The organism is Bacillus tuaregi, from assembly GCF_900104575.1.
Taxonomy (GTDB): domain Bacteria; phylum Bacillota; class Bacilli; order Bacillales; family Cytobacillaceae; genus Bacillus_BD; species Bacillus_BD tuaregi.
Genome location: NZ_LT629731.1, coordinates 3873858 through 3889489, shown reverse-complemented (window position 1 = coordinate 3889489; position 15632 = coordinate 3873858). Strand labels below are relative to the sequence as shown.

The window sequence follows — 15632 nt, the reverse complement described above, 5'->3', positions numbered from 1 at the left end:
ATTCACAATAGATAAGCTTGAGATAATTAATAATATTTATGGATTTGTTAAGAGTAATAGATAAAGTTATAATTTTAGTTTGAAATATATAATGAGAGTATTTTTAGTAACTTGAGTCAAAACATTTGATAAGCACAGTGAAAGTATGGGTAAAATGATAAAATAATTCTTTTAAAAAGGGAAAAAGGTGGGTTGGCAATGAATTTATTAAATTGGTATCAGAAGGGTCTAACATTCGAAGAGTATGTAGCTGGGATGAAGGTAAATAAGGATGAGATGAATAAGATTTACTCGGAGTATTCATTGAATCAGGTAGAAAGGGAACAAATACAAACGATAAAAAACAAAGGGCTAAAGGTGATTGTCCTAACAGAGGATTGGTGCGGTGATGCCATGTTAAATAACCCTATTCTACTTAGGTTAGCCGAAGAAGCTGGGATGGAAGTTCGATTTATATTACGTGACCAAAATCTTGAATTAATGGATCAATATTTAACAAATGGAACAGCCAGATCCATACCGATTTTTATTTTTATTAATGATAATGGTCAGGAGAAGGCGGTCTGGGGTCCACGGGCAGAAAAGCTCCAGGAACTTGTCATTAGTGAACGCAATAAGCTTCCTGACCAAGAGAGCCCGGATTTTCAAGATAAACAAATGGAAATGTATAAGCACTTAAGAGAAAGATATATGCGAGAGGAAGAAATCTGGCATACCGTTGCAGATAGTATTATATCGGTATTAACTAAGCGTAAATAACTAAATGGTGTTCATTGCAAAAAGACAAAATGGTCTATTTTGTCTTTTTGCAGTGCCTGACACTCTATTTAATCCGGTCTTTTGCTAAGTTCTTGTCGTTAATTTTAGGTTCCTGATGAGTGATAAAGTTACGAATGTTTGTCCGATGGAGAAAAATGAGCAATAATAGGAAAACAATAAAAAGGATGTCATTTTCAGAGCCATTCTCCATTAGTGAATACAGAAGTAAGACAATTCCTACTGAAATCGAACCGAAGAATACATATTTTGTAATAAAGATAACAAGAAAAAAAAGTGATATATGTAATAAAAAATAGCCCAATATTTGCGACAACCAGCGCCCCTGCTGTAGTAGCGATGGCTTTTCCACCTCGAAAGCCAGCAAAGATAGGAAAGCAATGGCCAATGACCGCTAATAGTCCGGAATGAAGTGGGGCAATATCAACCTGTAAAAGATCAGGCATTAAGGCTGCTAACGCTCCTTTTCCAACATCTATCAGCAAGACGAGTATAGCTGCTTTTTTGCCAAGAACTCTAAGGGTATTAGTGGCACCCGGATTATTACTTCCGTGCTCACGTATATCAATATGAAAGAACACTTTACCCACGATTAAGGCAGTTGGAATGGAACCTAACGCATAAGCCAGTATAGAAATAAATAATGTCATGAGATCATCCTTTGGTAGCTAATCTATATATTCAAATGTAATAAAAAGATATGAAAAATAGAAGTTATTTTTTTCGCTTTTTTCATAAAATAGTAAAGAGTATGTAAATGCCTTGTGTGTTTAATACACTATAATGAATATGGAACTGTACATGATTAAAGAAATGATAAGGAGTTGGGGCTCATGTTTAAAAAGGTTGCATCTGATGTACTTGGTTTAAGTGATATTGGAAGTGTCATTAAACCTGTAGATTACGATAAAGTAGATGCGGATGATTATGTGATGCATGAAGAAAATGAAAAAATTTTCTTCTTAATTAAATCGAAAACGGATGAGTATTGCTTTACAAATAAGGCTGTTGTTCATTTAGACGGAACTAGTGCTGTTAGCAAAAAAAGATCTTTACGACGATATAGCTACGCTGAGCATAGTATAGCAAATGTTGTTCTAGAAACAGCGGGAACGGTTGACCTATTTAGTTAACTATACTCTGTACACGATTAATGTACACTATTAAATAGTAAATTCTTTCACAACTTTGTTAAAATAGAAATTATGATTTAGAAAAGAGTCAGTCGTTTCTTGTTCAGTCTCAATAATCAATTTATTCGCTTTTCAATTAGAAAATTTTTTTAAGGTATGTCGAAATTAAATCCTAGAGTTTTTTATATATAAATGCTAACTAGTTTCATAATTGTTTCTTTGGGAATTCCTTAATTAATTATAAAAAGTCTGACCATTTATAATAAGGTTTTATAATTTGTATAAATTTTGATCATAAATCCTGTATATTGATATGTAGGGTTTTTTCTTGTTCTACAATCGGGCCATATAATTGAGTAACACCTATAAAGAAAGTTATTGATAATACATAGTAAGTTAATTAACAATGTTATTGTGAAATATAGGAGAAATTATGACTGATAATTGTTGTACACCCAAACCAAACCTAACGGAACGTTCCCAATTAGATATAAACAATACCAAAAATCCCCAGAATAGATGGTCCGGATACTCAGAAAGAAGCAATAAAAATCGACTCTTATGATCCTGACAGTCCAGAGGGTTACATGGTATTTACAGTAACAGTTCATAATAAATAATGGTTGGATAACCAAAAAGGATGATTACCTAATAGAAAAGTAATCATCCTTTTTTAGTTTCAAAGTGCTAATTTCATGTCGATTTATTCTTTATTCAAATATCCATTTGACTATTTGTTTATGTAAACGTAAAATAGAAAATGAAATTTAACATTCAAATAAATATTTGAATGTTAATGAGTATTAAATTATTAATAAAAAATAAAGGGGTTGAATCAGGTGGATTTAATTTTAATAATCATCTCTGCTCTTGGTGCTTTTATTGTAACCAATATTGATGATATTTTTGTCTTGATGATGTTATTCTCTATGGCAAGGTCACAATCTAAAACAAGTAATGGTCAAACGGTTAACAAGGTTTCGAAACGTATTAACTCAAGAGATATAGTAATTGGTCAATATCTAGGTTTTGCACTTCTAGTTTTAATCAGTCTTTTAGCAACCTTTGGGATAACACTTCTTGCTGATCAATGGGTTGGTTTACTTGGCCTAATTCCAATGTATTTAGGAGTTAGACTGTTCATCAAAGGTGAAGATGATGATGATGATAATATTCTTTCTAGGTTAAACAAATTTAATAAGTTTTATTTAAGTGTAGCCTTTATCACTTTTGCTAATGGTGGAGACAATATTGGAATTTATGTTCCGATTTTTTCAACGTTAGAAACAAATCAATTAATTATTACTGTAGTTACATTCTTTATAATGGTTGCAATTTGGTGTTTACTGGGTTACCGTCTTGCGAGATTCAGATTTGTTTCTGAAACACTTGAGAAATACGGGCGATGGATTATTCCAATTGTATTTATAGGATTGGGAATATATATCATGCTAGAAAATGAACTATTTACTTCTTTGATAAATCTATTCAAATAATGTAACAGTTTTGATCGTTATGATCATTTGCTAATATAAGTAGGTTTGGATATGGAATTTATTGAGTTATTTAATTTTTTATCCATTATTCAAATAATCATTTGAATAATGTTAGGGTAATAATATATAATATATTCAAACATACACTTGAATAAAAGGAGGGATAATGAGTAATGAGTAAGAAAGATACTTGTGATATTTATTGTTATGACGAAGCAAAAGTCAAACGAATACAAGGTGAGATGCAAAAAGAAGATATATCTAGTGTTTCCCAATTATTTAAAGCACTTGCAGATGAAAATAGGGCAAAAATTTCCTATGCATTATGTCAAGATGATGAACTTTGTGTGTGTGATGTAGCTAATATCATTGGGGCTACTGTTGCAACGACATCTCACCATTTAAGGACCCTTCATAAACAAGGGATTGTAAAATACCGAAAAGAAGGCAAACTAGCCTTTTATTCGCTTGATGATGAACATATTAGACAGTTAATGGTTATTGCATTAACTCATAAAAAGGAGATGAAAGTCAATGTCTGAACAAGCTAAAATAAACAACCAAGAAGCTAAAACTTACAGAGTTCAAGGACTCACCTGAGCAGACTGTTCAAAAACGTTCGAAGAGAACGTGAAACGTCTGGATGGCGTTTTGGATGCACAAGTTAATTTTGGTGCTGCTAAAATAACAGTTGTAGGAAATACAACGGTTGAAGCGCTTGAAAAAGCAGGAGCTTTTGATAACTTAAAATTACGAGATGAAAAAGCACAAAAAGTAGAACGTGAACCTTTTTGGAAGCAAAAAGAAAACGTTAAAGTGTATATTTCAGCCCTATTATTAATCGTTAGTTGGTTATTAGGAGAACAACTCGGAGAAGGTCATATTGTACCAACAATCGGATATGCGGCATCTATATTAATTGGTGGCTACTCCTTATTTATTAAAGGCTTTAAAAATCTAAGCAGATTTAAGTTTGATATGAATACTCTTATGACAATCGCTATTATTGGGGCTGCATTAATTGGTGAATGGGGAGAAGGAGCAACAGTTGTTATTCTCTTTGCCATTAGTGAAGCTTTAGAACGCTATTCTATGGACAAAGCTCGTCAATCCATTGAGTCCTTGATGGATATAGCTCCAAAGGAAGCTTTAATACGACGTGGAAATCAAGAGTTAATGATTAGCGTTGATGACATTCAAGTAGGCGACATTATGATCGTGAAACCGGGTCAAAAGTTGGCTATGGATGGAATCGTTGTAAAAGGGACATCTACCTTAAACCAAGCTGCGATTACAGGTGAATCTGTCCCGGTGACAAAGACCATTGATGATGAAGTATTCGCTGGTACTTTGAACGAAGAAGGATTATTAGAAGTAAAAGTAACTAAATTAGTGGAAGATACTACTCTTTCGAAAATAATTCATTTAGTAGAAGAAGCTCAGGCAGAACGCGCTCCTTCTCAAGCATTTGTTGATAAATTTGCCAAATATTATACTCCGGCAATTGTTGTATTAGCCTTTTTAATCGCTATTGTCCCACCATTATTTGGCGGAGATTGGAGCGAATGGATATATCAAGGGTTATCCGTACTAGTCGTTGGTTGTCCTTGTGCATTAGTTGTTTCTACGCCTGTTTCTGTTGTGACCGCAATAGGAAACGCAGCAAGAAATGGTGTTTTAATCAAAGGTGGAATCCACCTAGAAGAAGCCGGTGCATTGAAGGTTATTGCTTTTGATAAAACAGGAACATTAACAAAAGGGGTTCCAGCAGTAACAGAAATCGTAACATTTGGCGGAAATGAAAATGAGTTATTGACCATCACAGCAGCGTTGGAAAAAGGATCACAACATCCACTTGCTTCAGCAATTATGAAAAAAGCAGAAGCAAACGGATTAAATTATAATGAAGTATCTGTTGAAGATTTTCAATCTATAACTGGTAAGGGTATAAAAGCAAAAGTTAAGGACGAGATGTATTATGTAGGAAGTCCTAGTATGTTTGAGGAAATTCTTCCAAATGGTATAGATAAAACCATTTCTGAACAAATTTCAACCCTACAAACACAAGGAAAAACGGTCATGATTCTTGGAACCGTCAACGCAATTCTCTGTTTAATTGCTGTGGCTGATCAAGTAAGAAAAACATCTAAAGAAGTTATTCAAAAACTTCATCAACTAGGAATTGAAAAAACTGTTATGCTTACTGGTGATAACCAACGTACAGCAGAAGCAATTGGTAAAGAGGTTGGTGTATCTGATATTAAGGCCGATCTCCTTCCAGAAGATAAATTGAACTATATTAAACAACTTCGCGAAAAGTATCATAGTGTGGCGATGGTTGGAGATGGAGTAAATGATGCTCCAGCTCTTGCGGCATCAACAGTTGGGGTTGCAATGGGTGGAGCTGGAACGGATACAGCACTTGAAACAGCCGATATTGCTTTAATGTCAGATGATTTAAGTAAATTACCGTTTACGATGAAACTAAGTCGAAAAGCATTGAGAACCATTAAGCAAAATATTACCTTCTCTCTAGTAGTTAAAGCTATTGCTTTACTTTTAGTTGTACCGGGTTGGTTAACGTTATGGATAGCTATATTTGCCGATATGGGGGCAACATTGCTTGTAACTTTAAACAGCTTACGATTATTAAAAGTTAAAGAATAAAATACTGTTTCATATAAAGGGATAATGGTTTTATTATCCCTTTATATGATTTCTTACTGAATGAAAAGGTATGATGCTTCAATGTGATTTTTCGCCCTTCTTGTTTTTAAAAAAGGGATACTCTTAAAGGATATTTAAATTCAGTCATTCGGAAGTGAAGATAATGAATAATTCTTGGAATCGAGTGATTTATAAAATTTGGTCTCCAATTTATGATAAGATTTTTAATTCGGGTGTTTTTTTAAATGCACGCAGACAAATATTTCTAGATATCCCCTTTCATAGTAATCAAAAGGTACTTTTTGTTGGTGTAGGAACAGGTGCTGATTTAGAGTTAATAACTCAATCTGATTTAGATATAAAGGCAATTGATTTTTCACCTGATATGCTTAAAAAGGCAAGTGCGAAATTTAAAAATTCACCTATTAAATTCATAGAAATGGATGCTCAAAATATGGAGTTTGATAATGAAACATTTGATTATGTAGTTGCTAGTCTAATTCTTTCTGTAGTGCCTGATGCAGATAAGTGTTTAACAGAAATGACGAGGGTTTTAAGAAAAGGAGGCAAAATAATTATTTTTGACAAATTCGTATCTGAAGAACATAAATTATCTTTTTCAAAAAAGCTTCTTAGACCACTAATAAAAGTATTAGGAACAGATATTGGATTGAATTTTGAAGATCTGTACCGTAGAAATAGTATAAATCTAATGATAAACGAAGATAAAAATGTAATGATGAATGGAATGTACAGAAAAATAATAATTAGTAAAGTTAGTTGATTATGTTTGAGCAAATTAAAAATTTCAAAATTACCTTTTACTCTTTACCCTGTACTATGGTACAGGGTTTATAATTTATCTGAGGTGAATGAAATGAATTATCGCATTAGTGAACTTGCAGAAAGGTGTGGGGTCAATAAAGAAACTATAAGATATTACGAAAGATTGGGTCTCCTTTCGGAACCTTCTCGGACAAAAGCTGGATATAGGATGTATCCAGAAGAGTCTGTGGATCGCCTACAATTTATTAAACGAATGCAAGATTTAGGTTTTTCTTTAGCCGAGATCGATAAACTACTTGGAGTTGTTGATAAAGACGACGAACGATGTAAGGATATGTATGATTTTGTTGTTCATAAAATTGATGAAGTTCAAAAGAAAATTAAGGATTTAAAAAGAATCGAACACATGCTAATTAATTTAAAAGATTGTTGTCCTGATGAAAAATCTCTACATGAATGTCCTATTATTGAAACTTTGATGAATTAGAAAAGATAGCACAAAATATGTATCATAATAAGGTGGGAGAATGATGTCAGATTGTTGTAATAACACTAAAGAAATTAAAAATGAAAATGTTGTAAAGTGTCCATCTTGTAAAAATAGATCTAAAAATGTAAAGTTGATAACATTAAAATCAATGCTTAAACCATCTGCATTAGAAACATTAAATGCTAAAGAAAATCACTATTTTTGTTCAACCAAAGATTGTGATGTAGTCTATTTTGATACGAATAATAAAGAGTACCTTTTATCTGACATAAAGGTGGTCGTTCATCAAAAAGATGCCTCAGTAACTACACCAATTTGTTATTGTTTTGATTGGACAAAAGAGAAAATAAAGGAATACGTAGAAAAAGGCCTTACTCCTAATCCAGTAGAACATATTCGAGAGAACATAAAGGAAAACCGATGTGGTTGTGATGTGAATAACCCTCAAGGTAGTTGTTGCTTGGCAAATGTTACAAGCTATATCAAAGAACTAACCTAACCTGTATATACTCAATTAAAGGGCGCGATTGTTGTGTATCATTCGTCTAATTCCTCGGTAAAAATGGAGAGGAATTAGACTTATTTTATTTCCCAAAATTCTATGACACATCTATTTTTCTTGGCATTACTTTGTTGGTAAACGCTTTGGCAATAGGTGGTAAATTCTGTGTCAAATGATAGTCAAAAACACGAAATATGTGGTCCATTCTCATAGCCAAATCATGCCTCTTTTACCTTATTTAACAGATACGCTAGTATAACAAAGAGCCGAATTTTATTCCGTCTCTTTAATGCTCTCTTTGATATATTCCATATCTACGCAACATTGTTCAACTATCAAATTTTCGTATTTTAAATTTTGATAAAGTAATAGTTTCAAATCGAGCAAAATGGTAAAATATAGGTAAACTTGGAGAAACTAGGTAAACCCCTTATATATCAAGGAGCAAAAGGTAAACTATTAGGAGATGGTAAATGTGGCTGACACAACGATTTCGTTCAAAGTTGAAGATGAATTGAGAGAAAAGGCTCAAAATTTAATCAAGGCTTCAGGAATGACGGCAAAAGAATGGTTCCAGAAAGCTGTTGCAACAGCTGAATTGCAGTCGGTTAAAGAAGGAGCATCGGATTACGCATCAGATTTAAGTGAAATGGAAGTACATACAACGAGAATTTTTGAATTGATGTCAAACATGGTTCAAAAAAGTATCTATTTAAGGGATAAAGCTGTTGGAGACTTAGAGAAATTGTTGGAACAACAACGTGAAATCACTGCAAGCTTTCAGTCAAAACTCCACGAAATGACCGAGCAAAAAGAACAAGCAAGCGTAAAACTTGAAGAATCACAAAAAGTACAGGTTGATCTCGAAAAGCAATTAGAGGAACTCCGTGAAATCTTGGAGACAAACAAGCTATTAATCAGTGAATACAAAATAAAAAACGACACACTCACAGGGTTGGTTGCCAAATATGAAGGTTATGCCAAAGAAAATGAACAGCTTAAAGAAATATTGGCAAATGAGCGAAGCTCGCATCAATCGCAGGTTGCTGATTTAGGCCATCAGAACGATGAAAAGGCATCTATTATCAAAGAGCTTGAACAGCAAACGGACAGGCTCATAGAGGCTCATAAAACGGCCTTAGAGCGTTTTGAAGAGCGTAAGGATGTCGAGCAGGAGAAAGTTCTGTTAGCTCTTGAAAGAGACCACCAGAAGGCTCTTGCGAACGCTAATAATGAGTATAGCAACAAGCTCAAAGAATTTTACGAGAACATGGATAAACAACGTCAATCATACGAGAAAAAAATTGAAGAACTGCAACGTCAATTAACTGAAGAAAGAACAAAGAATTACAAGTCAAAATAATCCATACAAGTTTTATTCAACAAAACATGAGATAATATGATGTAAAGCATAAAATTTTCGATTGGAAACTTTACGCTTTACATCATATTATTTTAATAGAGGAAAGTGATTTTTTTATGGGTATTTATGAAGTGTTAGCCACCAAAATATCCAAATGTTGAAGGTAAGGAATGTCAAAATCTCTCAAATACTTTTACCAATTCCGAAATAAAGCTTCCTTACTTAGCTACGCACATGAATTATATTCTCTAATCTTTGGCATTCAGCTAAGAGTTTCATATTTTTTTCTTTAGATTCATCAAGCTCTACTTCTTTTACTTCTCTTCGCTTCTTTTCAAGGTCCAAATCAGCTTCTAATTTGCTAATTCTTTTTTGATATTTAATAAGTTGATTGTTTAAACCTTCAATTTGTTTTTGAAGTACTTCGTATTCCTGTGAAAATTTAACTTCTAATTTCTTTTCAATTCTTGATTTTTCTACATATCTTTCTTCCCATAACTTTTTATTCCATATTTTCAGGGCATGTTCTTTATAAAGTGCAGAACGAGATAGGTTAGTATATTCTTGAAGTTTCCTTGCAGTAATAAAGCAATTTTCACCTTCCATATCTTTTATATCTTGTATGGCTTGATTAATTGTTTCGATTGTTTTTTGCCTTTGTTCATTTTGATGCTTTTCAATACCTTTATTAATTTTTATCATTTTACTGTATCACTCCGGTATTTACCTTTTGTCTAATTTCTTCTGTATGCCTTTCAATACCATTTTCACATATTTGAATAATTCTCTCTAAGCAATTCACATTTCTTGTTGCGTTCTCAAAAGTAGCTGCACGTTTTGGTTGACCGGCAGTATTATTCATAATATCCTGCCAATATGATAGTTCAATTTTATAATCCTCGTAATATTGAGCTTTAGGAACAAACCAATTACATTCATAGCACTCAAAATGAATTGAAGTTCCATCTGGTTTGCAACTTGAAATCATACTACACAAACCAACCCCTTTTTTACTGTTGGCTTCCCATGTAAGGTACATTCTTAGATCTTTGGAGAGGCGTTCTATCACTTTTGGGTCATCTAGGTTGAATATTCGCCCTTTAAACTCAACGGGAGCTTCTGTGGGGCTTTTTAATCCTGTTGACTCCATCCACATCTGTTTATGCATTTCTTTTTGTTGGTGGACATAATGCATTGGCATCGTTGTACCTTTATCATTCCTGATTGCCATTACCTGATCCATTGTGTACCCGCCAATATAAAGTCTGTCAGTTGTTGCATTATGCCTAAATTGATGACTTGAAATTTTGTAAATTTTGCCGTTACTATCTGTAACATTACACAATTCTGCTATTCTATTTAATGTGTTGTTAAATCTTGGACTTGTATAAGGCTCTAATGTAATATATTCTTCGCTTATTCCCATTCTTAATCTATCTCTAACTGTATATTTGGGAATAGAGTACCCCGCCAAATTTAGTTTTGCAGATAATTGTTTATTGGTATCGTTAGGGTATTTTTTTCGAAATTCTAGTAACTTATGATATGTTTCACCGGATGAATAAGAAACGATCTTTCCATTGTTACTAGTCAAATTAAACCTCAATGATAGTAAGAGGAAATTTTTATCTTTGTCATCAACTGAATATTTTTTTAATAACTCTTTTGTTTGTTTTTGAACCTTTTTTATTAATTCAACTATAAATTTACCGTGACCTGAATTTAACACTGGTATAGTTTTAATTTCTGCTGTAATGTATCCGCCACTCTGTTTGGGAGTTGGAATATTAATTACATACATATTGTAAAGCGGTTTAAGGCAATTAAATGGTATAGAAGTGACCTCTGTGATTCTATTTGGAAAAGAGCGTTGCAACCAATAAGCAAGTCTAAAGGCATCTGGAATTTCATGATTTTCATTCTTCATTATTTCATCAAATTGTTTAACCACTTCAGTAGGAATATATTTGTTAGGGTCTGTCTTTGATTCTACTTGGAAGGGATTTTTACTTTTGATTGATACTTTATTTGGAAATTCTGGAAATGCACTCATCTTTGAAAAGAAATCTTGTAGTACCCCATAGCGTCTATTCCTTATATTGTCTGAAAGGTCATCTTTTTCTCTTAAATACTTTTCGTAGTAGTCGATAATTTTCCGATTGATTTTTGAAAGAGGCATGGAAGGAAATTCATTTCGAAAAAATTCTAAAAAGAGATTTATACGACTAATTTTTCCTTTGATTACTGGTACACCATAATCTAGCATGAGAGCGAAGTATTTTATCAAAACTTTAAATTCTTGTGGAATTGTACTAAAGTTTATTGTGTAAGCAGCTTTCTCGGCAGTAGTTCTATGTTTTTTACTGTAATACCATGAATCATCTTCAAATTGAAAGTCTCCATATTGGTGTACTTTCAACTTTAGCTGTTGTTTAAATGTTTCTAAACCGGTATTAATTACAGGCGTCTCACTTAGCTTATTTTTTATATTGTTCAATAGAAATTCCTCTCTCTTTAGCAAAACTCTCCATTTTCTTAATTGTTTCAGAATAGACTTTAAGCAAATGTAATTCTTGTTGATATACACGGTGTTCTTGATAATTGTCAATTCCAGAATTTTTATATTCCACTTCTAACTCTTTAAGAAAATCTTGTTGCTCTCTATATAAGTCATACCATTTGGGTAACTTTTGTGGGCCAGATATAAGCATTTTACAGCCAACGCATTTTTTCTTATGACAGGGACCAAAAGATACATGCTTTACACAGGTTCCGTGTCCTTCTGGTGTTTCTCTAGCACCGAGTTTTATTTCTCTAAATAGGGCCTTTTTTTCCTCTTCGGTGTATTGATTCTTGATTTCCTTATCAATCGTTTCTTCAAATAATTGCTGGAAAAGCTTACTGTCTAATTCAGCTATCTTTTTTAATTCAAGATCCCTGTAATAACGTGCTGATGTTTCCTCCGAGTGATTAATGTAATCAGCAACTTTTCTTAAAGAATGTCCCTTCGATAATAAGTCCACGATGATAGTCTTTCTACACTGGTGATTAGTATAATGGAAGAGTTCGTTGTTTCCGTCTCGTATATTATGTTTTTTAATCAACCTATTGATAGCTCTCGCTAGGGGTCTTCCGACAAATTCTACAACCTTTGAATGTTTATTAAGGGTGATAAATATTCTATCGGTATCCGCTACGATTCTTAAATCAGCAGTTAATTCTTTTTGTTTTTCTACAGCTTCGACAACGACATGGGAAACAGGTATTGTATGATATTTTGACTCCCCGCTTTGAACTCTTTGGTTTTCCATTTTTACATTTAAATATGTAAATAAATAGGACTGACTCTCTTCATCGTAGGTAATGCATTCAGAACTGAGTTCTTGAATGTCTGAAAAGCGTAATCCAGTATTCATCATAATGGTCCAAGCATTCTGGTACATTTCCGGTAATTCATGTATTACTTCTTCTAGTTTTCCAATTACTTCCTCTGGCATATAATCTGTGCTTTCACTAAACGACTTTATATTATGCATTTCAATTTCTCTGAATGAATTGTTCTGCTCTGAATCTATATTTTCAATATACCAGTCAAAAAATAATCTAGTCTGTTGGAATAGATTATAAATACTTGTTAAATTGTAGTAATCTTGACCATCAACCTTTTTGATTTGTTGTAAATAGTCTAATAGGTGAAGAAGGTGATAGTAATTTATATCGAAAATAGAATAAACGTCTTTATAAGGGAGTTCAGTAAACCTGTTATAAATGGTTGTTACGGCATACACACGCGTATATAATGCCCTTTCTTTGATAGCAGTTTTTTTTATTAATTCATGAATATGGGCTTTTAAATGCTTTTTATCAATATCTGAAAGGGGTGAAAAATCTAATGTATGATTTCCGAAGCCTTGCAAATTTTTTTCTCTAATAATCCATATATCGTCTTCATACCTATATGATGATGGCTTACTACTCAATGTACTATAAACATGGGAGGCAACCTCGTTAAAAATATTTAATCTTCCAATTTGAGTAAGTGCATCCCCAACCTCACTCTTTTTGGTGGTATTTTTAAAAATATACCTTGCGACTTCAATCTTTGATAATGGTTGATCTTCTTTTATTAATCTATCTCCAATTCTTCGGACAAATGATTCAAAGACTTTAATGTATTCATTAGTTGAATAAATCCTTTTAATTAAAGACTTATCACCAAGCGGAGGGGAGAGTTTTCGGATTGATTCAATATCATCATTTTTACAGGCAACAATAAATTTGTTAAATCTTTCATCTAAGTGTCTCTGAATTACTCTTTTTGGTGTTTTTATCTCGTTGATAAAATCGGTTCTCATTGTCAATATGCCATTTAAGGCTTCTTTTACATCATTAGTTTTCATAAATCTAAAAATAGTTCTATAACTAATTTTTGGTTCCTTTAAATCGTCGAAAAAATAATGGCAGAGGTATGAACAATAGTTTTCAAATTCAGTAGGACACAAAAATTCCATAAAACGAAATAATGTTGTATTAATGTTTTTATTATCGTCTAATATCTTGGCGATACCTGCAGTATCTTTATCAGCGAGACGTTTTTTTAGCTTTGTCAGTATTTTTAAAAGCTCATTTTCTATAAAATTAACTGTTCTTCTTATCTGAAATTCATATTCGTTTATTTTGAAACATATCAGGCCGTTAGTAATGTGTTTGTCTAAAATACTAATCGTGTACAATTGAATTTTCCTTTCTAGATTTTGTACGCTTTTTAGCTTTCCTTTCGACAATATCCTTTGCAATCTCAGCTCTTTTTCTTGAATCGAACACTTTTACATAGTTTTTAAGAGTATCAATGGAATTCCAACCCATCTGTTCTTTGATAAAACCTTCTGTTATTTTACCTTCTTCAAGTAAATCTAAAAGGTATTGTGCATGAGTACTTCTTCCGGCATGTGTTATAATCTTTTTTGGATCAAAACCTGCTCTTTCTGCAGCCTCTTTTAAAATTTTTAAATAGTTTCTTCGTTCTACAGGATTTCCTGTTGTTGGACCTTTATGGTTTAGGAATAGGAACTCGGATAATTTATTGTCCACCTCATGTCTATCTGACCGGATATAATCAAGAATTTCATCGTTTAACGAATCGCTAATGTATAATTCACGTTCTTTTGACTTAACAGTAGCTTCATTTTGGTTATCATAATTTTTTTCTAAACTCAAAATTCCTTCATGAAAATCATGATGTTTTAAGTGGAGTCCAAGACATTCTCCAATCCTCATTCCAGTTTCTAGTAAGATTTTAAAAATTATTTTATCCCGTCTGGATGGAAGGGAATCAATTATTCTTTCAGTTTGGGATTCGCTATACCATTTTAAATGGCTACGTCTTTCTTTATATCTGAGTTTACCTGTAATGTTGTTTTCATTTATTTCGAAATTATATATTTGTCCGTATAGAAACCTCTTTTTTAGATGTCTATTACCAGTTTTCTTATTCCTTTTTACTCCATATTTTATAGGGTTTTGTTCTATTTCCTTTTGATCTTCTAACCATTCGTAAAACCCCTTTAAAACGCTAATATATTGTTCAATCGAACTTAGTGATCGTTTTCCCTCCATTTTTACCATTACCTCATCGCCATATAAAAGATATTTAATATACTCTTCTATAATGGCCTTTGATTGAACATCTCTATAATGCATTTGATATTTAACTTTTAAATACCTAAGAAATATAACTAATTTGTTAGCATAGCTTTCACCGGTTTTATAGCTACCTAAACTCACAATTTCTAACCATCTATTAATTTCATAAAGGGGTAGATCATCTTCAGTAATGTAATATTGTATTCTTGTTTCACCAGTATTAGGAATATGTTTTAGACCCTTTTCAACCACTAAACCATATGTTTCTCTTTTTTTATTACTAGTCATTCTAATTGAATTCTCCCCCTTTCTTTAATAGTAATTCTATCTAGTAATGTTTCTCTTTATTTTTTATTTTAATCCTTATATTTACTATTACTTTTATTTAGAGCTTCCGCTACCCGCTGCGGGAATTTGCCCTCCAATAAAAATACAAATATGCCCTCGAAATACTATTTTTGCCTCTAAACTTTACAGATATCATATAATGTTATGAATATTTTGTAAAGTGTACATATAAAATTATTTGTATACTATTAATCCACAATAAAATAGGATATAAATAGAAGCTGTCTACGATTATATTAATGGTAGACAGATAGTTTACTAAAGACCTCNAACTTTACAGATATCATATAATGTTATGAATATTTTGTAAAGTGTACATATAAAATTATTTGTATACTATTAATCCACAATAAAATAGGATATAAATAGAAGCTGTCTACGATTATATTAATGGTAGACAGATAGTTTACTAAAGACCTCGATGTAG

The 15632-nt window shown here is 32.4% G+C and carries 14 protein-coding genes and 1 pseudogene; 9 read left to right on the top strand and 6 right to left on the bottom strand.

What is annotated here, in order from left to right:
• Nucleotides 1–198: 198 nt before the first annotated feature.
• A complete protein-coding gene (locus BQ5321_RS21080; protein WP_071396334.1) occupies nt 199–759 on the top strand; it encodes a thioredoxin family protein in 561 nt (186 codons plus the stop codon).
• Between the two features lie 64 nt (nt 760–823).
• On the opposite strand, the gene BQ5321_RS24975 is transcribed toward BQ5321_RS21080, so the two are convergent.
• Both BQ5321_RS24975 and plsY read right to left on the bottom strand, forming a co-directional pair.
• Nucleotides 824–1033 (bottom strand): hypothetical protein, encoded by a 210-nt coding sequence (locus BQ5321_RS24975; protein ID WP_327021772.1) that lies wholly within the window; start codon nt 1031–1033, stop codon nt 824–826.
• Nucleotides 954–1427, bottom strand: coding sequence for a glycerol-3-phosphate 1-O-acyltransferase PlsY (gene plsY, locus BQ5321_RS21075; protein WP_315970112.1), 474 nt, complete (start codon nt 1425–1427; stop codon nt 954–956). The genes BQ5321_RS24975 and plsY overlap by 80 nt, the downstream gene beginning before the upstream one ends.
• A 183-nt stretch (nt 1428–1610) precedes the next feature.
• Here plsY and BQ5321_RS21070 point away from each other — a divergent pair.
• From BQ5321_RS21070 to BQ5321_RS21035, 8 genes and pseudogenes are all read left to right on the top strand, one after another.
• Nucleotides 1611–1901 (top strand): annotated as a pseudogene (locus BQ5321_RS21070) (PH domain-containing protein); the annotation flags it as partial.
• A gap of 848 nt (nt 1902–2749) precedes the next feature.
• Entirely contained in the window at nt 2750–3406 is a 657-nt protein-coding gene (locus tag BQ5321_RS21065; protein WP_019381804.1) for a CadD family cadmium resistance transporter, read from the top strand.
• Between the two features lie 173 nt (nt 3407–3579).
• Nucleotides 3580–3948, top strand: coding sequence for an ArsR/SmtB family transcription factor (locus BQ5321_RS21060; RefSeq protein WP_019381805.1), 369 nt, complete (start codon nt 3580–3582; stop codon nt 3946–3948).
• Nucleotides 3941–6073, top strand: a complete 2133-nt coding sequence (locus BQ5321_RS21055; RefSeq protein WP_081836702.1) for a heavy metal translocating P-type ATPase — start codon at nt 3941–3943, stop codon at nt 6071–6073. Before BQ5321_RS21060 ends, BQ5321_RS21055 begins: the two co-directional genes overlap by 8 nt.
• Before the next feature lie 163 nt (nt 6074–6236).
• Entirely contained in the window at nt 6237–6857 is a 621-nt protein-coding gene (locus tag BQ5321_RS21050) for a class I SAM-dependent methyltransferase (protein WP_019381807.1), read from the top strand.
• A 93-nt stretch (nt 6858–6950) separates the two neighbouring features.
• Nucleotides 6951–7346, top strand: coding sequence for an Hg(II)-responsive transcriptional regulator (merR, locus tag BQ5321_RS21045; RefSeq protein ID WP_019381808.1), 396 nt, complete (start codon nt 6951–6953; stop codon nt 7344–7346).
• A 43-nt stretch (nt 7347–7389) separates the two neighbouring features.
• On the top strand, nt 7390–7848 hold the full coding sequence (locus tag BQ5321_RS21040) for a putative iron-sulfur cluster-binding metallochaperone (protein WP_019381809.1): 459 nt from the start codon (nt 7390–7392) through the stop codon (nt 7846–7848).
• Nucleotides 7849–8326: 478 nt separating this feature from the next.
• The gene (locus BQ5321_RS21035; RefSeq protein WP_019381810.1) at nt 8327–9214 is read left to right on the top strand and encodes a hypothetical protein; all 888 of its coding nucleotides are present in this window, start codon (nt 8327–8329) and stop codon (nt 9212–9214) included.
• A 222-nt stretch (nt 9215–9436) separates the two neighbouring features.
• On the opposite strand, the gene BQ5321_RS21030 is transcribed toward BQ5321_RS21035, so the two are convergent.
• From BQ5321_RS21030 to BQ5321_RS21015, 4 genes are read right to left on the bottom strand one after another with little or no spacing between them, the layout of a single operon-like run.
• Nucleotides 9437–9916, bottom strand: a complete 480-nt coding sequence (locus BQ5321_RS21030; protein WP_019381811.1) for a DUF6262 family protein — start codon at nt 9914–9916, stop codon at nt 9437–9439.
• Between the two features lies 1 nt (nt 9917).
• Nucleotides 9918–11711 carry a site-specific integrase gene (locus tag BQ5321_RS21025; RefSeq protein WP_071396333.1) on the bottom strand — a complete coding sequence of 598 codons (1794 nt, stop codon included), beginning with the start codon at nt 11709–11711 and terminating at the stop codon, nt 9918–9920.
• Complete coding sequence (locus BQ5321_RS23855; protein ID WP_019381813.1) at nt 11692–13947, bottom strand: site-specific integrase; 2256 nt, start codon at nt 13945–13947, stop codon at nt 11692–11694. Before BQ5321_RS23855 ends, BQ5321_RS21025 begins: the two co-directional genes overlap by 20 nt.
• On the bottom strand, nt 13934–15145 hold the full coding sequence (locus BQ5321_RS21015) for a tyrosine-type recombinase/integrase (RefSeq protein WP_019381814.1): 1212 nt from the start codon (nt 15143–15145) through the stop codon (nt 13934–13936). Before BQ5321_RS21015 ends, BQ5321_RS23855 begins: the two co-directional genes overlap by 14 nt.
• Nucleotides 15146–15632: the final 487 nt, after the last annotated feature.